At 67.0% G+C, this 19,474-nt stretch carries 14 protein-coding genes and 1 riboswitch; of the genes, 10 read left to right on the top strand and 4 right to left on the bottom strand.

The genetic code is table 11. From position 1 onward, the window contains the following. Window positions 1-151: 151 nt before the first annotated feature. The 8 genes from MRAB57_RS06690 to MRAB57_RS06650 all read left to right on the top strand — a co-directional run bounded on the left by MRAB57_RS06690 (window position 152) and on the right by MRAB57_RS06650 (window position 11,778). Entirely contained in the window at window positions 152-1,006 is an 855-nt protein-coding gene (locus tag MRAB57_RS06690) for an SDR family NAD(P)-dependent oxidoreductase (RefSeq protein WP_077086879.1), read from the top strand. Further along, window positions 1,006-2,385, top strand: a complete 1,380-nt coding sequence (locus MRAB57_RS06685; protein ID WP_077086878.1) for an aromatic ring-hydroxylating oxygenase subunit alpha — start codon at window positions 1,006-1,008, stop codon at window positions 2,383-2,385. Before MRAB57_RS06690 ends, MRAB57_RS06685 begins: the two co-directional genes overlap by 1 nt. After that, window positions 2,382-4,250: a flavin-containing monooxygenase gene (locus tag MRAB57_RS06680; RefSeq protein ID WP_077086877.1), complete on the top strand. Its 1,869-nt coding sequence runs from the start codon at window positions 2,382-2,384 to the stop codon at window positions 4,248-4,250. Before MRAB57_RS06685 ends, MRAB57_RS06680 begins: the two co-directional genes overlap by 4 nt. After that, window positions 4,247-5,182 carry an SDR family NAD(P)-dependent oxidoreductase gene (locus tag MRAB57_RS06675; RefSeq protein WP_077086876.1) on the top strand — a complete coding sequence of 312 codons (936 nt, stop codon included), beginning with the start codon at window positions 4,247-4,249 and terminating at the stop codon, window positions 5,180-5,182. Before MRAB57_RS06680 ends, MRAB57_RS06675 begins: the two co-directional genes overlap by 4 nt. A gap of 13 nt (window positions 5,183-5,195) precedes the next feature. Then, window positions 5,196-6,338, top strand: a complete 1,143-nt coding sequence (locus MRAB57_RS06670) for a CaiB/BaiF CoA transferase family protein (RefSeq protein ID WP_077086875.1) — start codon at window positions 5,196-5,198, stop codon at window positions 6,336-6,338. Between the two features lie 44 nt (window positions 6,339-6,382). Further along, window positions 6,383-8,095, top strand: a complete 1,713-nt coding sequence (locus MRAB57_RS06665) for a thiamine pyrophosphate-binding protein (RefSeq protein WP_077086874.1) — start codon at window positions 6,383-6,385, stop codon at window positions 8,093-8,095. A 15-nt stretch (window positions 8,096-8,110) separates the two neighbouring features. Continuing rightward, complete coding sequence (locus MRAB57_RS06660; protein ID WP_077086873.1) at window positions 8,111-9,541, top strand: aldehyde dehydrogenase family protein; 1,431 nt, start codon at window positions 8,111-8,113, stop codon at window positions 9,539-9,541. A gap of 233 nt (window positions 9,542-9,774) precedes the next feature. Then, entirely contained in the window at window positions 9,775-11,778 is a 2,004-nt protein-coding gene (locus MRAB57_RS06650) for an acyltransferase family protein (RefSeq protein ID WP_077086872.1), read from the top strand. A gap of 10 nt (window positions 11,779-11,788) precedes the next feature. On the opposite strand, the gene MRAB57_RS06645 is transcribed toward MRAB57_RS06650, so the two are convergent. Then, the gene (locus MRAB57_RS06645; RefSeq protein ID WP_077086871.1) at window positions 11,789-12,442 is read right to left on the bottom strand and encodes an O-methyltransferase; all 654 of its coding nucleotides are present in this window, start codon (window positions 12,440-12,442) and stop codon (window positions 11,789-11,791) included. Between the two features lie 135 nt (window positions 12,443-12,577). Next, window positions 12,578-12,751, top strand: a riboswitch (M-box (ykoK) riboswitch). Window positions 12,752-12,981: 230 nt separating this feature from the next. Between MRAB57_RS06645 and MRAB57_RS28475 the strand changes: the two genes are divergently transcribed. After that, window positions 12,982-13,164 (top strand): hypothetical protein, encoded by a 183-nt coding sequence (locus MRAB57_RS28475; protein WP_157900561.1) that lies wholly within the window; start codon window positions 12,982-12,984, stop codon window positions 13,162-13,164. 61 nt (window positions 13,165-13,225) lie between these two features. Here the strand turns inward: MRAB57_RS28475 and MRAB57_RS06640 are convergent, their stop codons facing one another. Then, window positions 13,226-14,164: an NADP-dependent oxidoreductase gene (locus MRAB57_RS06640; RefSeq protein WP_077086870.1), complete on the bottom strand. Its 939-nt coding sequence runs from the start codon at window positions 14,162-14,164 to the stop codon at window positions 13,226-13,228. Window positions 14,165-14,303: 139 nt separating this feature from the next. Here MRAB57_RS06640 and MRAB57_RS06635 point away from each other — a divergent pair, with 139 nt between their 5' ends. After that, complete coding sequence (locus tag MRAB57_RS06635; protein ID WP_077086869.1) at window positions 14,304-14,903, top strand: hypothetical protein; 600 nt, start codon at window positions 14,304-14,306, stop codon at window positions 14,901-14,903. A gap of 9 nt (window positions 14,904-14,912) precedes the next feature. Here the strand turns inward: MRAB57_RS06635 and car are convergent, their stop codons facing one another. Together car and MRAB57_RS06625 are read right to left on the bottom strand one after the other, a co-directional pair. Next, complete coding sequence (car, locus tag MRAB57_RS06630; RefSeq protein WP_077086868.1) at window positions 14,913-18,479, bottom strand: carboxylic acid reductase; 3,567 nt, start codon at window positions 18,477-18,479, stop codon at window positions 14,913-14,915. A 160-nt stretch (window positions 18,480-18,639) separates the two neighbouring features. Further along, window positions 18,640-19,407, bottom strand: a complete 768-nt coding sequence (locus MRAB57_RS06625; RefSeq protein ID WP_077086867.1) for a L,D-transpeptidase — start codon at window positions 19,405-19,407, stop codon at window positions 18,640-18,642. Window positions 19,408-19,474 lie beyond the last annotated feature (67 nt).

The following is a 19,474-nucleotide window of genomic DNA, read 5'->3' as shown; positions in this document are numbered from 1 at the left end:
CGTCTCCCGGCTCGACCTTGACAGCGAAGTCAACCGATCGGAATAGTGTTCTCCAATGGACAGAATGCCATATTTTGTCCGGACAAATCAGAAATAGACCCGCCGCGGACGCTTCGATGTGCTGGCGTTTTCAGGCAGGGGAAAGCAGGTCATGGACGATCACGCGGACCTTCTGGGGCTCGACGGTCGCGTCGTGGTGGTCTCCGGCGCCGGCGGGGGCGGCATCGGCACGACCGTCACGGCCATGACCGCGCGGGCCGGTGCGACGGTGATCGCGGTGAGCCGGTCGAAGGAAAACCTCGACGAGCACATCGTCCCGCTGGCACACCAGGGGTTGCCCGTGGTGCCCGTCGCGGCCGACGCCTCCACCGACGAGGGCATCGCCACGGTGATCGAGCACGCGCGCCGCGCCGACGGCAGCCTGTACGGGCTGGTCAACGTCGCCGGGGGCGCCGAGCCGTCGACCTGGATGCCGTCGACCCGGGTGGCGCGCGCCGACTGGCGCAAGATCTTCGCCGACAATCTCGAAACGGCCTTCTTCATGAGCCAGGCCGTGGCGGCCGAACTCGTCGCACAAAAGCAACCGGGGTCGATCGTGTCGATCTCCTCGATCAGCGGCATGAACACCGCGCCGTTCCACATCGCCTACGGGACGGCCAAGGCCGCGATCGTGGCGATGACCCGCACGATGGCCCTCGAGTTGGCGCAGACGGGAATCCGGGTCAATGCCGTGGCGCCGGGCGTCACCGAGACGGCGGCTTCGCGCACCTACGTCGACGACGACCCCGATCGGGACCGGCAGGCGATCGCGATGGGCCGGCGCGGGCGGCCCGAGGAGCAGGCCGGCGCCATCCTGTTTCTGCTCTCGGAGATGTCGAGCTACATCACCGGCCAGACGCTTCTCGTCGACGGCGGGCTGGACCTCAAGTGGAGCCACCTCGCCGCCGACAACACGTCGCTTTTCCTCAAGGACGAATCCTTCCGCGCGGCGATTAGGAGGATGTGATGACCGACCTAGCCAAAGACACGAATTCTCAAGCGGCCGAGGAACTCTCGAAACCGATGACGATCGGCGTCGAGGCGTACATCTCCGAGGACTATGCCCGCGCCGAGCGCGACAAGCTGTGGCGCAAGGTCTGGCAGCAGGTCGGCCGCGTCGAGGAGTTGCCGGAGGTGGGCAGTTACCTGACCTACGACATCCTCGACGACTCGATCATCGTGGTGCGCACCGGCGACAACGAATTCCACGCGCACCACAACGTGTGCATGCACCGCGGCCGCCGGTTGATCGACACCCCCGAGGGCGCCAAGAACGCCTGCGCGCGAACCCGAAAGTCGTTCGTGTGCGGCTTTCACGGCTGGACCTACGGCCTGGACGGCGCGTGCACGCACATCCGCGAGCAAGACGACTGGCAGGACGCGCTCAACCCGGACAACACCCACCTTCGGCCGGTCTTGGTCGACACGTGGGGCGGCTGGTTGTGGATCAACATGGACCCCGACTGCGAGCCGCTGGCCGATTACCTGTTCCCGGCCGCGAAGATCCTCGACCCGTTCGGCCTGGAAAACATGCGCTACAAATGGCGCAAGTGGCTGTCCTTCGATTGCAACTGGAAAGTCGCGCTGGAGGCGTTCAACGAGACCTACCACGTCTTCACCACGCATCCCGAGTTCAACAAGTTCGGCGAGTTCAAGGGATGGGCGAAAGCGCAAGGCAGGCACAGCCACATCGGCTACGACGCCCCAAAGGACATGGAGGCCACCAAGTCCAAGATCCGCCTCGGCATCGGCACGGATCCGCGGGTGTCGACCGCGGAGATGCAGGTGTACACGATGGAGGAAACCAACGCCACCACCACCCAGACGCTGGTGAACGCGGCCAAGCGGCTGGTCGACGAGCTGCCCGAGGGCACGCCGGGCGACAAGGTGCTCGAGCACTGGCTGGCATCGGCGCGCCGCGACGACGAGGCCCGCGGGGTGATTTGGCCGACGATCCCCGCCGACATCCTCGGTCAGGCCGGCACCGCGTGGCAGATCTTCCCGAACTTCCAGATCGGTCAGGGGCTGACCAGTGCGCTGTGCTACGGCGCCCGGCCGCATCCCAGCTACAACCCGGACAAGTGCATTTTCGAGGTGTCGGTCTTAGAGCTGTACCCGAAAGGCACAGAGCCCCAAACGGAATGGGAGTACACGCCGGTCGGTGACCCCAGGTGGCGATCGGTGCTGCCGCAGGACTTCTCCAACATGGCCGCCGTCCAGCAGGGCATGAAGTCGCTCGGCTTCCCGGGCACCAGGCCCAACCCGTACCGCGAACGGAGCACGGTGAACCTGCACCACCAGTTGTCGAAGTACATGGGCACCGGCGAACCCCGGGAACTCGCATGACCTCGGATATCGGAGCGGCGCAGGACAGTTGCGGGCCCACTGAAGTACCCCAGGACGTCGACATCGACGCGACGCGGGCCAAGTACGCCCAGGAGCGCGACAAGCGCCTGCGCAAGGATGGCGGCGCGCAGTATCTCGAACTGGACGGCGACCTGGCCGACCTCTACGAGGTAGACCCGCACACCCCGGTGGCCGACCGCTCCCCGATCGATGCGGACATCGAGGTCGTGGTGCTCGGCGGCGGCTTCGCAGGGTTGTTGTCGGGCGCGTATCTGAAAAAGTCTGGCGTGCAGGATGTTCGAGTCATCGACATGGCCGGGGACTTCGGCGGCGTGTGGTATTGGAACCGCTTCCCTGGCATCCAGTGTGACAACGATGCCTACTGTTACATTCCGATGCTGGAGGAACTCGAGTTCCTGCCGAGTAAGAAGTTCGCCGACGGCGCCGAGATCTTCGCACACTGCCAGGCCATGGGCAAACACTTCGATCTCTACGACGGCGCGATCTTCTCTACCCAGGTCGAGACCATGCGTTGGGACGAGAGCAGCAAGCGCTGGCGGCTGACCACCAACCGCGGGGACGACATCCGCGCACGGTTCGTGGTGATGGCCCAGGGCTCGTACAACAAGCCGAAGCTGCCCGGCATCCCCGGCATCCAGGAGTACCTGGACGCCGGCGGCCACGCGTTCCATTCCGCGCGCTGGGACTACGACTACACCGGGGGCGATGCCAACGGTGGTCTGCACAAGCTCGCCGACAAGCGCGTCGCACTGGTCGGCACGGGGGCTACCGGTGTTCAGCTGGTGCCGCATCTCGGCCGGGATGCCCAGCAGCTCTTCGTGTTCCAGCGCACCCCGTCGTCGGTGGATATGCGTGCCAACACGCCCACCGATCCGGCCTGGGCGGCGACCCTGCAGCCCGGTTGGCAGGAGGAGCGTAAGCGCAATTTTCACAACTGGTCACCGTTTGTCGGGGTGGTGTTCGGCGAACCGGACCTGGTGTGTGACTTCTGGACCGAATTGGGCCGCAACATGACCGCCCGGATTGCCGCAAGCCCGGATCCCGCGTCGCTGGGGATCGAGGAGATCATGGGGATTCGTGAGGAAGAGGACTACAAGATCATGGAGCGGCTGCGGAGCCGCGTGGCCGCCCTGGTCGACGATCCCGCGACGGCCGAGGCGCTCAAGCCGTACTACCGCTTCATGTGCAAGCGGCCGTGTTCGAGCGAGACGTACCTGCCGGCGTTCAACCTGCCCAACGTGACGTTGGTGGATGTGTCGGAATCCAAGGGCGTGGAGCGCCTGACGGCGAAGGGCATTGTCGCGAACGGCATTGAGTATGAGGTCGATTGCGTCGTATTCGCCAGTGGGTTCGAGATCTCTACGGAGATCAGTCGCCGCTTCGCGGTCGACGTCATCGAGGGCCGCGACGGGCTGTCGCTGTTCGAGTACTGGCACGACAGGTACCAGACGCTGCACGGCATGACCACTCGTGGATTCCCCAACCAGTTCTTCACCGGTTTCATCCAGGGCGGCGTCTCGGCCAACACCACCGCGATGTTCGAGCAACAGGCCGAGCACATCGCTTACATCATCGCCGAGGCGCAGAAACGCGGCGCGACCATCGTCGAACCTAGTCAGGAAGGCCAAGACGGTTGGGTCAATACGGTCGGTGAACTCGCGATCGACAACTCCGCCTTCGAGATGTCCTGCACGCCTGGCTATTACAATAACGAGGGCCAGGGTGGCGCCAAGGACAATGGTGCGTTCCTCGGTGATTTCTACTCACCGGGCTTCTACGCCTTCGGCGACCTGATCGCCGAGTGGCGCTCCAGGGGTGACCTGGAAGGCCTCGAACTTTCGTGAGCGAGTTGCGATTCGACGACCGTGTCGCCGTGGTGACCGGCGCCGGACGCGGGCTGGGCCGCGCGTACGCGCGGCTGCTCGCCTCGCGCGGAGCCAAGGTGGTCGTCAACGACGCCGGCGGCGCCCTGGACGGCGAAGGCGCCGACGCCGGCCCGGCCGAGCAGGTGGTCGATGAGATCACGGCCGCCGGGGGAGAGGCCGTCGCATGCAGCGCGTCGGTGGGGACCCCAGAGGGCGGCAACGCGATCATTGCGACCGCGCTCGAACACTACGGCCGCATCGACGTGCTGGTGCACAACGCCGGCAACGTCCGTCGCGGCTCCCTGAAGGAAATGAGCTACGAGGACTTCGACGCCGTCCTCGACGTGCATCTGCGCGGCGCGTTCCACGTTGTGCGGCCGGCGTTTCCGCTCATGTGCGAGGCCGGCTACGGCCGCATCGTGCTGACGTCGTCGATCGGCGGTCTGTACGGAAACCACAATGTGGCCAACTACGCGGCCGCCAAGGCGGGCGTGATCGGGCTGTCCAACGTCGCCGCGCTCGAGGGCGCCGCCGAGGGCGTGCAGTGCAACGTGATCGTGCCGGCCGCGGTGACACGGATGGCCGAAGGCATCGATACCTCGGCCTACCCACCGATGGGCTCGGAACTCGTTGCGCCCGTGGTGGGCTGGCTCGCACATGAATCCTGCTCGGTGAACGGCGAACTGTTCATCGCGCTGGCGGGTCGGGTGGCGCGGGCGGTGATCGCGGAGAGCCCCGGCGTGTGCCGGTCGGCGTGGACGATCGAGGACGTCGGCAGACATTTGGATGCGATCCGATACGTCGAGGCGCCCCTGATCTTTCCGGTCGTCCCGGATGGGCACAACGAGCACATCCGCTACAGCTTCGAGCTGGCTGCGCGCTCGAACGATCAAGGAGCACTCGATGGCTAGCCCGACGGGTCCGATGGCCGGTGTGCGCATCGTCGATCTCACCGCGATGGTGATGGGACCCTATTGCACCCAAATCATGGCCGACATGGGCGCCGACGTGATCAAAGTCGAGCCGCCACAAGGGGATAACACCCGATTCATCTCGGTGGGTCCGGCACCGGGCATGAGCGGGGTATTCGTCAACGTCAACCGCGGCAAGCGCGGCATCGTGCTGGACCTGCAAACCGAGGCCGGAGCGCGCGCGTTGCGCGCTCTCGTCGAGACCGCCGACGTGTTCATCCACTCGATGCGCGCCAAGGCAATCGCCAAGCTCGGCTTCGGCTACGACGACGTCGCCGCGATCAATCCCGCGATCGTCTACACCAATTGCTACGGATACGGGCGGCGCGGACCCGATCGCGACCGCCCCGCCTATGACGACACGATCCAGGCCGAATGCGGCCTGCCGGCGGTGCAACAGCAATTGACCGGCGAGGCCGATTACGTCGGCACCATCATGGCCGACAAGATTGCCGGGCTGACGGCGCTGTACGCGACGACCATGGCGCTGTTTCACCGCGAACGCACCGGGCAGGGACAAGAAGTCGAGGTCGCCATGTTCGAGACCATGGCGTCGTTCATGCTCGTCGAACACGCCAACGGCGCCCTGTTCGACCCGCCGCTGGGCCCCGCGGTGTATCCGCGGACCGTGGCCCCCAATCGCCGCCCGTACCGCACCAGCGACGGCCATATCGCCGCGTTGATCTACAACGACAAGCACTGGAACGCCTTCATCAAAGCCGTGCAGCCACCGTGGGCCAGCGAGCAGTATGCGTCGCTGGAGCAGCGCGCCAGCGATATCGACACCGTCTACGGGCTGGTGGCCGAGACGATGAAGGAGCGCTCCACCGCGGAGTGGTTGGCGCTGCTGCGCGAACTCGAGATACCGGCCGCACCACTGAACACGCCGGGCGCGCTCTTCGACGATCCGCATCTGAACGCCGTCGGCATGTTCGAGACGGTGGACACCCCGCACGGTCCGGTGCGCTTCCCCGGCGTGCCTACCTGGTTCTCGCGGACACCGGGTCGCGTGGCGGGGCCGGCGCCGGAGCTCGGCGCCGACACCGCAGAAGTGCTCGCCGAGCTCGGCCTGGCCGTGGACGCGAACCCGGGATAACGCTTGCTCACCGAAATGTATTGCTAGTAGAGGAGTTTTCAACAATGTCCGTGCCGGTATACAAGCGCATTCTCGACCTCTTCGAGGCCGAGGGGGTGAATACCATCTTCGGTATCCCCGACCCGAACTTCGTGCACATGTTCGCCGAAGCCGACGCTCGCGGGTGGTCGGTGGTCGCGCCGCACCACGAGCTGAGCGCGGGCTTCATGGCCGAGGCGGCGTCGCGGATGACGGGCAAGCCGGGCCTGTGCATCGGGACACTCGGCCCGGGCATGGCCAACATCGCCGGGGCGATCCAGTGCGCACTTGTGGAGAACTCGCCGGTGATCTTCCTGGGCGGCCAGCGCGCCCGCATCACCGAGCGCCGGGTCCGCCGCGGCCGCATCCAATTCGTCCAGCAGGAGCCGCTTTTCGCCGCGTCGGTGAAGTACAGCAGCTCCATCGAGTACGCCGACCAGACCGACGAGATCATCCACGAGGCGATTCGCCGGGCCATGTCCGGAACCCCCGGCCCGGTCTACATCGAATACCCGTCGCACGTCATCCTCGAGGAACTCGACGTCGCAGAACCATTGCCGCCGAACCGGTATCGCCTGGTTAACCAGGGTGCGGGCGCGCCTGAGATCGCCGAGGCCGCGAAGCTGATTCGCGAAGCGAAGAGCCCGATTCTGTTGGTGGGCCACGGCGTGCACACGTCGCGCACCGGTCCTGCGGTCAAGGAGCTCGCCGACTTGATGGCCTGCCCGGTCATCCAGACATCCGGGGGGACGTCCTACATCCCGGGTCTGCAGGAGCGCACGTTCCCCTACCTGTTCTCGCCGGCCGCCAACGAGGCAGTCGAGGAATCCGACCTGTGCGTCGCGCTGGGAACCGAGCTCGGTGAGCCCATGCACTACGGCCGGACCCAGCATTGGGCAGGCAACGACGCGAACCGCAAATGGGTGTACGTCGAGCAGGACCCGGCCGCCATCGGCGTCAACCGCCAGTTCGACGTGCCGCTGGTCGGCGATCTGCGCGGCGTCGTGCCGCAGCTCGTCGATGCGCTCCGGGACACGCCGCGCACGCGAGCGGCCAATCTCGAGAAGTTGGTCAAGGCCGATGCCGAGGAACTCGCGCAGCTCGCCGAGAGTGCGCCGTCCGGGCGCTCGCCGATTCACCCGGCGCGCTACGTCGTCGAGGCGACCAAGGCGTTCAACGAACTCGAGGACGGCATCATGGTCCGCGATGGCGGCGCGACCGTCATCTTCCAGTGGACCTACTCACAGTCCAAGCCGCGCGACGTGATCTGGAACCAGAACTTCGGCCACCTGGGCACCGGCCTGCCGTACGCGATCGGGGCCTCCGTCGCCGAGGGCGGCAAGCGCCCGGTGATGCTGCTGACCAGCGACTCGGCGTTCCTTTTCCACATCGCCGAGCTGGAAACCGCTGCGCGGCAGAACCTTCCGCTGGTGTGTGTGGTCGGCGTCGACCACCAGTGGGGCCTGGAGGTGGGCGTGTACAAGCGCACCTTTGAACAGCCGTCGCCGCAGCCCGGTGTGCACTGGAGCAAGGACGTCCGGATGGACAAGGTCGCCGAGGGCTTCGGCTGCCACGGTGAGTACGTCGAGAAGGAATCCGAGATCGGCCCGGCGATCGCTCGTGCCTACGCGAGTGGCAAAGTCGGTGTAGTGCACGTGTGCATCGATCCGAAGGCCAACTCCGAGGAGATGCCCAAGTACGACCGATTCCGCACCTGGTACGCCGAAGGCACTCAGTAAGAGAAGGATGATGTCATGCGCGAATACCTGAAGTTCTACATCGACGGAAAATGGGTCGACCCGTTGCGGCCCAACGCTTTCGACGTAGAGAACCCGGCGACCGAGCAGGTGTCCGGGAAGATCTCGCTGGGGTCGGCGGCCGACGTCGACGTGGCGGTACAGGCCGCTCGGCGGGCCTTCACGGACTGGTCGCAGAGCAGCCGCGAACAGCGCCTGGACCTGTTGCAGGCCATCCTCGCCGAATACCAGAAGCGCGCCGGCGACATCGCCGAGGCGATCACCGAGGAAATCGGTGCCCCGCCGTCGCTGGCCGCGGGGCCGCAGGTCTTTCTCGGGATCGGCCACCTGACGACGGCGATCGACGCGCTGAAGAACTTCCCGTTCGAGGAGCACCGCGGCGAGACGCTGATCGCCAAGGAGCCGATCGGGGTCTGCGGTCTGATCACGCCGTGGAACTGGCCGATCAATCAGGTCGCGGTCAAGGTCTACCCGGCACTGGCGACCGGCTGCACCGTGGTGCTGAAACCGTCTGAGGTGGCACCGTATTCGCCCTACATCTTCGCCGAGGTCCTCGATGCCGCCGGCGTGCCGGCCGGGGTGTTCAACCTGGTCAACGGCGACGGCGCGGGCGTGGGCGTGGCCCTGGCGAGTCACCCCGACATTGACATGGTGTCGTTCACGGGCTCCACGCGCGCCGGCATCGAGGTGGCCAAGCATGCGGCCTCGACCGTCAAGCGGGTGACCCAGGAGCTCGGCGGCAAGAGCCCCAACATCGTCCTTGACGACGACGGCTTTGCCGAGGGCGTCAGCGCCGGCGTGGCCAACATGATGCCCAACTCGGGGCAGAGCTGTAATGCGCCGTCGCGCATGCTGGTTCCGAATTCGCGGATGGACGAGGCGATTACCCTCGCGCGTGCGGTCGCGGAGGGAGTCCAGGTGGGCAACACCGACGACAAGACGGCGATCGGGCCGGTGGCGTCGAAGAGCCAGTTCGAGAAGGTGCAGCGCCTGATCCAGCAGGGCGTCGACGAGGGCGCGACCGTGGTGGCGGGCGGTCCCGGCCGGCCGGACGGGCTGGGCCAGGGTTATTACGTCAAGCCGACCGTGTTCGCGCATGTCACCAACGACATGACGATCGCGCGCGAGGAGATCTTCGGGCCGGTGCTGTGCATCCTCGGCTATGACGACCTGGACCAGGCCGTCGAGATCGCCAACGACACCGAATACGGCCTCGCCGGCTACGTTTCGGGGGCCGACCTGGACAAGGCGCGCGAGGTGGCCCGCAGGATCCGCGCGGGCTGGGTGACGATCAACCACGCATTCGACATGAACGCGCCCTTCGGCGGCTACAAACGCAGTGGTAACGGCCGCGAATGGAGCTCGTTCGCCTTCGAGGAGTACCTGGAAGTCAAGAGCACCCTGGGCTACGCACCGAGCAAGCCTTAACGCCGAAATCCGAACGCACGACAGCGGAAAACCGCTGCGTGTCCTCCACTGAATCACGCGCGCCCGCCTCTAGGCTGACTTGCTGAAATCAAGAGGAGGGGCAGCGACGTATCGGCAGCAACTATGGCGCTGTGCGGCACGATGGGCAGGGCGCGCGAACCTCGAGCACTGAGCCGGGCGGGGCGGATCCCGCACCGGAGTTTTCGGCTGGGCGCCGCCGCTGGGTTGACCCGGTGCGTCGCGTGGGCCGGCTGGCCATTTGGGACAAACCCGAGCGCCGCGGCGGCATTCCGGCGCTGGACGGGCTGCGCGCGCTAGCGGTCGCGCTGGTGCTGGCCCAACACGGCGGCATCGCCGGCATGGGTGGTGGGTTCCTCGGCGTCGACGTGTTCTTCGTCCTGTCCGGATTCCTCATCACCTCGCTGCTGCTCGACGAGCTCGGCCGCTCCGGCCGGATTAATCTGACCGGATTCTGGATTCGCCGGGCCCGGCGGCTGCTGCCGGCGTTGGTGTTGATGGTCCTGGCGGTGGGCGCTGCCCGCGAGTTGCTTCCCGCCCGATCGCTCGACGGCTTACGCAACGACGCGATCGCCGCGTTCCTCTGGGTGGCGAACTGGCGGTTCGTCGCCCAGAAGACCGACTACTTCACGCAGGGCGCGCCGCCGTCACCGCTGCAGCACGCCTGGTCGCTCGGCGTCGAGGAGCAGTACTACTTGGTTTGGCCGGTGCTACTGGTCGGCGTGACCCTGCTGCTGGCGTGGCGGGCCAAGCGCTACTTCCAGCGCGCCACCGTGGGCGACGTGCGGTTCGCGGTGTTCCTGATCGCCACGCTGGGGGCGCTGGCCTCCGCGGCGGCGGCCATCGCCTTCGTCTCCGACGGGACGCGTGACCGCATCTACTTCGGCACCGATACCCGGGTCCAGGCGCTGCTGGTCGGTTCGGCGGCGGCCGCCCTGCTGGTGCGGGACTGGCCCGCCCTGAATCGCGGCTGGTGCCTGATCCGCAGCCGATGGGGCCGGCGGGTCGCCCGGGTGCTGCCTCTTGTCGGACTGGCGGGCCTGGCCGCCGCGACGCACTGGGCGACGGGCAGCGCCGCCGACTTCCGGCACGGCCTGCTGATCGGGGTCGCCATCGCGGCCGTCCTCGTGGTCGCCCCCGTGGCGCTCGAGCAGCGCGGGCTGGTCGCCCGCGTGCTGGCCCTGCCGCCGCTGGTGTGGCTCGGCGCTATTTCCTACGGCGTCTACCTGTGGCACTGGCCAATCTTCTTGGCGCTCAACGGCGAACTGACCGGGTGGAACGGGCTGCCGCTGTTCGCGGCGCGATGCGGGGCCACCCTGGCGGTCTCCGCAGCGTCGTATTGGCTGATCGAACAACCCGTCCGGCGCTGGCGCCCCTCGCGGGTGGCGCTGCTGCCGCTGGCGGCCGCCACCGTGGCCTCGGCCGCCGCGGTCACCATGCTGGTGATCCCGGTGGGAACCGGGACGGGTCTGCGTGAGGCCGGTCTCCCGCCCGGCATTTCGGCGGTCGCGGCGGTCTCGCCTGCGCAACCGGGCGGCAGCCGCCCGGTCGGCCCGCGGGATCCCAACCGGCCGTTCACCGTTTCGGTGTTCGGCGATTCGATCGGCTGGACGTGGATGCACTACCTGCCGCCGACGCCCGGATTCGCGTTCCTCGACCACACGGTGATCGGCTGCAGCCTGGTGCGCGGCACGCCGTACCGCTACATCGGCCAGACCCTGGAGCAGCGATCGGAATGCGACGGCTGGCCCATCAGGTGGGCGAACCAGGTCAGCCAGGACCAGCCGGATGTCGCGCTATTGGTCATCGGCCGCTGGGAGACGGTGGATCGGGTCAACGAGGGGCAGTGGACCCACATCGGTGATCCCACGTTCGACGCCTACCTCAACGGCGAGCTGCAGCGGGCGCTGAACATCGTGAGCGCCAACGGTGTTCGCGTGGTGGTGGCCAGCGCGCCCTACAGCAGGGGCGGCGAGAAGCCGGACGGTCGCCTGTATCCCGAAGACCAGCCGGACCGGGTCAACCAGTGGAACACCATGTTGCGCAACACCGTTGCGCAACACCCGGGTGTGCAGATCCTCGACCTGAACAAGAAGCTATGCCCGGACGGCGTGTACACCGCGAAGGTCGACGGCATCAAGGTACGCAGCGACGGCGTCCACCTCACCCCCGACGGAGTGCGCTGGCTGACGCCCTGGCTCGAGGAATCTCTGCGCTAGGCGCCAAACATCAAGTACGGCAGCTGACTTCCATGCTGTCGCTCTCGCGCACGAGGAAGTTGAAGCTCACGTAGCCGTTGTCCTGGTTGCGCACCCGATCGAGGTAGGGCTTCATGTCGGCCGAGCTGGCGTTGTCGGCGATGACCAGCGCGCCCGTGGACAGCCGGGGCTCCAGCAGCTCGATCACGGGCAGGTACAGATCTTTCCAGCCGTCGAGCAGCACGAAATCGATTGCGCCGTCCAGGCTTTCCAGCGTCGTCAGCGCGTCGCCCTCCAGGATCGTAATCACGTCGTCCAGGCCCGTCTCGGTGAACGTCTTCTTGGCGGCCGCGATCTTGGTGTCGCTGAGCTCCGTGGTCACCACCCGTCCGGTGCCGTTGTCGCGCACCGCCGCCGCCAGGTGGAGGGCAGAGATGCCGAACGACATGCCGAACTCGACGACGGTGGCCGGGCGGGTGGCGCGCACCAGCGAGTACAGCAGCCGGCCCGCTTCGGGGGTCACGGGGATGTAGAACTCGCTCATCGCCTCGGTGCGTTCCTGCGTGGTCATGGGGCGATTGAAATCGCCGCCCCGCTCCCGCAGCTTCGACATCTGGTCCTTCGAGGCGGTGTACATCCGGTCGAGCACGGTCGCGACCCGCGGGTCCTGCAAGGAAGTCGGCATGGTCCTGAGGATAGGCCCCGAAGGTGAAGACACGCTTGGTGGTCGAAAACCTGTGAGCGTGAGCCGGATCACGCGGCGTAAAGAGACCGCTAAGGCGTTTGACGAGCCGCGGGTGGCGGTGCCACCATGGTCGGGCAAGCACCTCGGTAGGTGAGGCGTCTGCACGGACACAGGCCACTGACCCCGAACGTCGAGAGACGCCCCGGGTCAGGACAGCTCTTCCCGGACCCAAGGGTCGAGCCCAAGTGGCTTCTGGAAATGATCCAGATACGGCGTGCAGTGCCAAAGCTCCGACGAGAGGGGTGCGAGCGGCGGCATTTCCGCTGTTCAACCGCTTCCGTTTCAGGTGATGTGGTGGCACCCGTGCGTGCCCCGGCCGTGAGGAGGTGAGGGCGAGATGAGTCCCGGCGATAGTCCGTATCCGAAATCTGTCTTGTCCCGAACCGGTTCCGGCATCCTTGCGCACCGCTGAATGCCACCGGTCGGATCTCCGAGAGGGGGAGATCATGGCTTTTGTTGTGACACAACGAGTTTCCGGAATGACCTCAGCACGCGGACGGCCGATGCTGCGCGCGGGTCGCCTGTTGCTGAGCAGGCTGTGTGCGCGGACCGCGCTGACTCCGCAGGAGCGGGCCAACCTCTATGTGTCGCGGATGCCGATTGCGGTCGTCACCGCGTCGCTTGGCGGCCACCCGCCGGACGCCGGCACCGACCGCCGGTAATCCGTTTGCACCGGCGGCGGGCGTCGACGCGGCGCCCGTCGCCGGCTGCCGCTATCACCGGCTACCCGTTCGGCAGCAGGACGATCTTGCCGTGTGTGTGCCGCTTCTCGAGTTCCGCGAAGGCGTCGGCGACCCGGTCCAGCGGATAGGTCGCCGCCACGTCGAGGTCGACGGCGCCGGTGGCGATCAGTTCGGCGATTTCGGCGAGCACTTCCGGCGTCGACGCGTCGGTGCTGCCTTCGGTCTTCGCGCCGACTTCACCCGCCTTCGCGAACGAGATGATGGTGTCGATGCGCTGCGGTGCCACGCCAAGGTCCACCGCAAGCTGGACGTAGTCGGGACCGAACAGGTCGATGAACGCATCGATCCCGTCCGGAGCCGCCTCGCGCAGCCGGTCGGCCAGCCCGTCACCGTAGGCGATCGGGGTGACGCCATGCGCTTGTAGCCAGTCGGCGTTGCCCGGGCCGGCGATGCCCAGCACGCGCGCCTTGCGCAGCGCCAGCAGCTGCACGACCAGGCTGCCGACGCCGCCCGCGGCCGCCGAGACGGCGACGGTCTCGCCCGGCTGCGGGTCGACCGCACGAACGGCGGCATACGCCGTCGCGCCGACTACATAGAGCGAACCCGCTGCCTCCCAACTCAATTGGGCCGGCTTGCGGGTCAATTGCCCCGCCGGGACCGCGGTGTGCGTGGCATGGCTGGAGCGCTCGAAGCTGAACCCCAGCACCTCGTCGCCGACCGCGAAGTCGCTGACCCCGGAGCCCACGGCGGTGACGACGCCGGCGAGGTCGCTGCCTTCGCCGGACGGAAACGTGGCGGGGAACACCTCGTGCATCGCCCCCTGGCGGATGGCGGCCTCGCCCGGGTTGATCCCGGCGGCACGCACCTCCACCACCACCTCGTCGGGCCCCGGAACCGGCATGTCAATGTCCGCCACGTACAACACATCTCGGTCGCCGTAGCGGTCGAACCGTACCGCGCGTGCCGTCGCAGTCGTCATCTGAAATCTCCTTGTCTACCGCGAATCGATCCCGTTATCTGCCGCCCCACGCCAGCATAGGCAGCGCAACCAGCGCGTGCCGGCGCGCGCCGGGCGCGTATGTTCGTATGCGCTGGCCTTTTCCCTGAAAGGAACGCCCATGCACAGTGCCCCGATATCCGCCGCCGGCTGGGCGGTCGTCGCCGTTGTGGTGGCCGCAGGGACGGCCGGTTGTGCCCACAGCGGCAAGGCCCCGCCGCCGGCCTCCATGACCGCTGCCGGTCCGGGCGCGGCGAGCCCGTCACCCGGCCAGCCCGCGGATTACAGCGGCCTGCTGATCAAGGCGAACGATCTGGGTGCAGATTTCACGGCGCCGCAGCCGCCGGTGCTGAACCCGAACAACACGACCGGCGTCTCGCAGTTCTTCATCAACGCCGACAAGACCCGCCGCGTCGGGGACAGCATCCAGGTGGTTGCCGACCCTGCCACCGCGCTGGTCGGCGTGAACAACACCAGGACGAACTACGCCGGCAAGGTCAGCGGTGACTGGCAGCCGATCGACGTCGGTTCGAACGGGATCATCATTTCGGGCACGTCGCCGGACAACTCCCAGACCGTGACGGTTTTGCTGTTCACCGAGGGCAGGGCGCTGGTCGACCTGGAATTCGACGGCGCGCCCGACGATCCCATTGACGCCGGCACTGCGGCCGACGCCGGTCGCAAGCAAGACGCCGCGATCAAAACCGGGTTGCACGACTAGCCCGGCGGATCAGATCAGGCCCAGCAGCCGCAGATCCGAGACGTATTTGTCGATCAGGGCCGCGGACAGATGCGGAATATCTTTGTCCGCACCGATTTTCGATTCCTGCACGGCGGACCGGAACACATCCGTCGGTGCCGGGGCGCCGTTCAGCGGCTTCTCCGCCGTGCGGTAGGCGGCGAGCAGCGGCAGGACCGATTGCTGACGCTGCTTTTCGGGCAGTGCCCGCAGCGCGGTCTCGAAGCGCGCCAACCAATCGTCATGGTCGTCGATGCGCCGGATGTCGTGGCCGGCGGCGATCAACCAGTCCACAAATGTGTCCAGTGAGATGCCGTCGTCGTGCGGGTTCATCACGTCGAACGACCGATAGCTCGCCGACGGATCGGCCGAGATCGCCGTCAGCTCACCGAGTTTGGTGACCGATTCGGCGACGAACTCGGCGGGCAGACCGTCGAAGTGCGAGACCTGTCGGTTGCCCTGGGCGTCGGTCTCGTAGAAAGAGAACGGCGCGATGCCGGTGGCCAGCAGACTGAGCAGCAAGCGGGTGAACATGTCCGGCACGTTGAGCTGCCCGGCGTAATGGCTGTGGGCGAGGATCAGGTCGGAGCGGAACACCGCGACCGGCACGCCGCACAGGTCGTTGGCCTCGCGCAGCAGCACCTCGCCGCCCCACTTGCTGTTGCCGTATCCGTTGGCGTAGCTGTCGTCGACGGGCCGCACCGCGCTGATGGTGCGGATGTCGCCGTCCTCGGTGAACTTGGCCGGATCGACCGACATCGCCACCGAGACCGTCGACAGGTAGGTGATCGGCGTGATGCGGGTGGTCAGGGCCAGCCGGATCAGCTCCGCGGTGCCCACCACGTTGGGGCCGAACAGTTGGTCGTACGGCAGGACGTGGTTGACCAGTGCAGCCGGGTGGACGATGAGGTCCACGCGCTGCGCCAGCGACTCCCAAGTCTCTTGATCCAGGCCGAGATTCGGCTCGCCGATGTCGCCGACGACGACCTCGAGGTGCTCGGCGGCCAGGCCGCGGAACCGCTCCAGCAGTTGCCGGTCCCCGCTGTCGAAAACGCGCTCCAGCCGCCGCGCCGCGGCGTCGGCGTCGGCGCCGCGCACGATGGTGATGAGCGTGCCGCCGGTGTCGGCGAGCCGCTCCAGCCATTCCAGCGTCAGGAACCTGCCCAGGTAGCCGTTGGCGCCGGTCAGCAGGACCGTGTGCGGCGTGCCGGTGGCCCGCGGCAGGCTCGGGGCCGCGGCCAGAGTCTTGGCGTCGATGAACTTGTCCAGCGTCAGATCTGCCGCGCGGACCTCCGTTGCGCCGCGCCCGTGCACCGACGCGAACGTCGGGCGCTTGGAGCCCGATTCCCGTTCGGCCGCAATGTATTCGGCGATCTGCTGCAGGGCCGATGTCGGGCTGATGATCTGGCCGACCGGCACCTCGACGTCGAAGAGTTCGTACAGCAGGTTGGAGAAGGTCAGCGCCGACAGCGAGTCGCCGCCGAGTTCGAGGAACCGCGCGTCGGACGGGGGCGGGCCGCCGGGCAGGCCCAGCAGCGATTCGGCGGCGCGCTTCAGCGTCTCGATCACCGGCCGGCCGTCGGCGCCTTCGCGCAGCGTTCGCAGCTGGGCCGCGCGGCTGGCGGCCAGGTCGGCGTACAGGGCCTCGAGGCGTTCGCCGTAGTGCTCCTTGAGCTTTGGGCGCAGCAGCTTGCCCACGGTCGACAGCAGGCCGTTGTCCTCCGTGAACGGATCGGTCTCGATCAGGAAGTCCGCGGGGATTTCGTAGGACTGCAGCTCGGCCTGTCTCGCCGTCTGGCGCAGCGATTCGTTCAGCGCCGCCTTGAGTTCGTCGCCGGCGAACTTGTCCCGTGCCTCGTCGGTCGGGACGACCACGGCCAACAGGTACGGTCGTTCGCTGTTGCCGTACAGGAAGAGCTGCCGGACGAATGCCGCGGCGGCGAAGACGGCTTCCAGGCGCGCGATAGCCACGAACTCGCCCTGCGCCAGCTTCAACACGTTGTTGCGCCGGTCCACGTACTTGACGCGATCGGGCCCGAGCTCGGCCATCACGTCACCGGTGCGGTAGTAGCCGTCGGCGTCGAACGCGTTGGCGGTGACCTCGGGGCGCTTGAAGTAGCCGGGGAACGCCGTCGCCGACTTCACCAGCAGCTCGCCGCGGGGGTATGGCTTGTCGGTCAGGAAATATCCCAACTCGGGAACGTCGATCAACTTGTAGTCGATGACGGGCGGCCGGGACATCACGCCGTCCCTGGTGACCATCAGCAACTCGGTCAGGCCGTACCCGTCGAACACATGGATGCCCAGGCAGTCCTCGATGAAGTCCTTCATCTCGGCGGCCAGCGGCGCGGTGCTGGAGAAGCTCTTGGTGACGCGCCCACCCAGGATGTGTTCGCGCAGCTCGGTTTTCGCCTCCACATCGGCCTCTTCGGGATTGGCGCCCTCGAACAGGAGCCTGTCGACCGTGCTCTGGTAACGCTGGTAGAGCATCTCGGCGACCCGGGGCACCATGCCAAGTTCAGTGGGGCGCACCAGATTCCAGTCCTCGAACAGCGTGGACAGATCGCTCTCCGGCACGAAGTAACTGGTGCCTCCCGCCTGGAACGCCGTCGACAGCGAGATCCGGCCGCCGAGGTGATTTAGCGGCATGAAATTGACGTTGAAGACCGGTATGGCGGCGAGGTCGGCCTGCAGCTCGGCGGTCCACCACTTGGAGACCATGCGTTCGGTCTGCATGGCGCCCTTGGGCAATCCGGTGCTGCCCGAGGTGTAGAGGATCATGGCCAGCCGCTCATCGGTTTCGCCGGTGTACATCGGCTGGGCAGGCAACTCGCGGCCCCGCGCAACCAACTCGTCAAAGGTTTCGATGGTCACGGTCATGCCCGCCTCGGCCAGCCGCGCCCGGGCCCGCTCCAGCTTCTCGCGCTGGTCGTCGACCTCGGGTTGGTAGTCGAAGACGACGAGCCGGCGCAGCGAGGTGCTACCCAGGGTCGCCTCGATCGCCAGATCGAGATAGCCTGCGCCCGTCGTGATTACGCTGGGCTCGACCTCGGCGATGATCGGCTGCAACCGTGAGGCGGCCGCGCTCTGTTGCAGCGGGACCGCCACCAGGCCGAGGTAGCCGCAGACGAGGTCGAGCATCAGATACTCGGGGCTGGCGAAGCCGACGGTGGCGACGAAGTCCCCGGGCGCCAGGGGATTGGTCGTGTCCTGTGCCCACGCCGCCGCAACGGCACGCACGTTGGCCCACAGATCGCGGTAGGTGATGGTGTCGAATCGCGGCAACAACTGCGACGAGGTGCGGCCCGTCGCGGGATCGGTCACCAGCGAACGCGCGCGCCACCCCACCGCGGGGCGGTCGGCATAGCCTTCCACGAACGTCTCGACGATCTGCGGCAGCCGCATGCCGGGTTCGCGGGCCGCGGCCTGCAGGGCCAGATCGGGTTTGGCGTTGCGGAACTGCTCGTCCTCGGCAGCAAGCCGCCGGATTCGTTCGGCCACTCGATCTTGTGCGCCACTCGGATCCGTACGGACGTCGTCGCTGAGTTTCGCAGTCATGGCCGGCCTCTCGTTGTGTGACTCCTAAGCGGAAACGAGCCGTCCGCTACGAGTCTTCCACCAGCCCGGTGTGACCGTGGCCACACAACGCTCGATGATCGCGGCACACCGCCTAAACCCGCGCTTCAGAGACTCCGCGGCGCCGGGACAACGACTGTTGTCAGGCCACGACCTGGATCGGGTCGCCCACATTGACCTGGTTGAAGTACCAGGCGGCGTTGTCCGGGCTCAGGTTGATGCAGCCGTGGCTGACATTGGAGTGCCCCTGCGAGTCGACCGACCACGGGGCCGAGTGCACGTAGACACCGCTCGAGGTGACGCGCACCGCGTACTGCGCGGTGATCTTGTATCCCTCGGGGGAGCTCAGCGGGATGCCGATGGTCCGCGAATCCATGACGACTGTGCGTTCCTTCGACATGGCGTTGAAATTGCCGATCGGCGTCGGGCGGCTCGGTTTGCCCATCGACGCCGGCATGGTCCGCAGGATCTCGCCGTTGCGGCTGGCGGTGAAGGTGTGGCCGGAGATGCTGGCGACGCCGAGGAACTGGTCACCGGTGTCGAAGCCGGTCGTCAGCATTTGTACGCCCACCGAGACGTGGCTGTGGGCGGGCCAGTAGTGGTTCGGAACCCACTGCATCACGTTGTTTTCCGGCCACTCGAAATGGCCGGTCATATTGCTGGGCGAGCTGACCCGGATGGTGCGCTCGGCGGCGGTGCGATCGGTGACGGGCGCGGTGAAGGTCACGACGACGGGATGCGCCACGCCCACCACGGCGCCATCGGCCGGCAAAATCGACGCGACACCGGGGGTCGGTTCCGACGGAGGGACCGAGGCCCGGCTGGGAGCCGGCGACGCCACGACGGATCCGGCGATGCCCATGCTCGTGATCGCGAGCATCACAGCCAGATAACGAACCCCTCGACGCATAGCGCCCGCCCTTCGAGATGGTGCGATTGACACGACGATATTCTACTGGCTGTCCCATCATTGGGGC

Origin of the sequence: Mycobacterium rhizamassiliense, from assembly GCF_900157375.1 — a bacterium.
GTDB classification, from domain to species: Bacteria; Actinomycetota; Actinomycetes; order Mycobacteriales; family Mycobacteriaceae; genus Mycobacterium; species Mycobacterium rhizamassiliense.
Note: the sequence above shows the minus strand (reverse complement) of the source record. Positions and strands in the feature narration are given on the sequence as shown.

What these genes read in the sequence shown, in the direction of transcription:
- MRAB57_RS06690 (WP_077086879.1), top strand. Translation starts at nt 152, where the DNA reads ATGGACGATCACGCGGACCTTCTGGGGCTCGACGGTCGCGTCGTGGTG.
- MRAB57_RS06625 (WP_077086867.1), bottom strand. Translation starts at nt 19,407, where the DNA reads ATGCGTCGAGGGGTTCGTTATCTGGCTGTGATGCTCGCGATCACGAGC.
- car (WP_077086868.1), bottom strand. Translation starts at nt 18,479, where the DNA reads ATGACTGCGAAACTCAGCGACGACGTCCGTACGGATCCGAGTGGCGCA.
- MRAB57_RS06665 (WP_077086874.1), top strand. Translation starts at nt 6,383, where the DNA reads ATGTCCGTGCCGGTATACAAGCGCATTCTCGACCTCTTCGAGGCCGAG.
- MRAB57_RS06640 (WP_077086870.1), bottom strand. Translation starts at nt 14,164, where the DNA reads ATGACGACTGCGACGGCACGCGCGGTACGGTTCGACCGCTACGGCGAC.
- MRAB57_RS06645 (WP_077086871.1), bottom strand. Translation starts at nt 12,442, where the DNA reads ATGCCGACTTCCTTGCAGGACCCGCGGGTCGCGACCGTGCTCGACCGG.
- MRAB57_RS28475 (WP_157900561.1), top strand. Translation starts at nt 12,982, where the DNA reads ATGACCTCAGCACGCGGACGGCCGATGCTGCGCGCGGGTCGCCTGTTG.
- MRAB57_RS06685 (WP_077086878.1), top strand. Translation starts at nt 1,006, where the DNA reads ATGACCGACCTAGCCAAAGACACGAATTCTCAAGCGGCCGAGGAACTC.
- MRAB57_RS06635 (WP_077086869.1), top strand. Translation starts at nt 14,304, where the DNA reads ATGCACAGTGCCCCGATATCCGCCGCCGGCTGGGCGGTCGTCGCCGTT.
- MRAB57_RS06660 (WP_077086873.1), top strand. Translation starts at nt 8,111, where the DNA reads ATGCGCGAATACCTGAAGTTCTACATCGACGGAAAATGGGTCGACCCG.
- MRAB57_RS06670 (WP_077086875.1), top strand. Translation starts at nt 5,196, where the DNA reads ATGGCCGGTGTGCGCATCGTCGATCTCACCGCGATGGTGATGGGACCC.
- MRAB57_RS06680 (WP_077086877.1), top strand. Translation starts at nt 2,382, where the DNA reads ATGACCTCGGATATCGGAGCGGCGCAGGACAGTTGCGGGCCCACTGAA.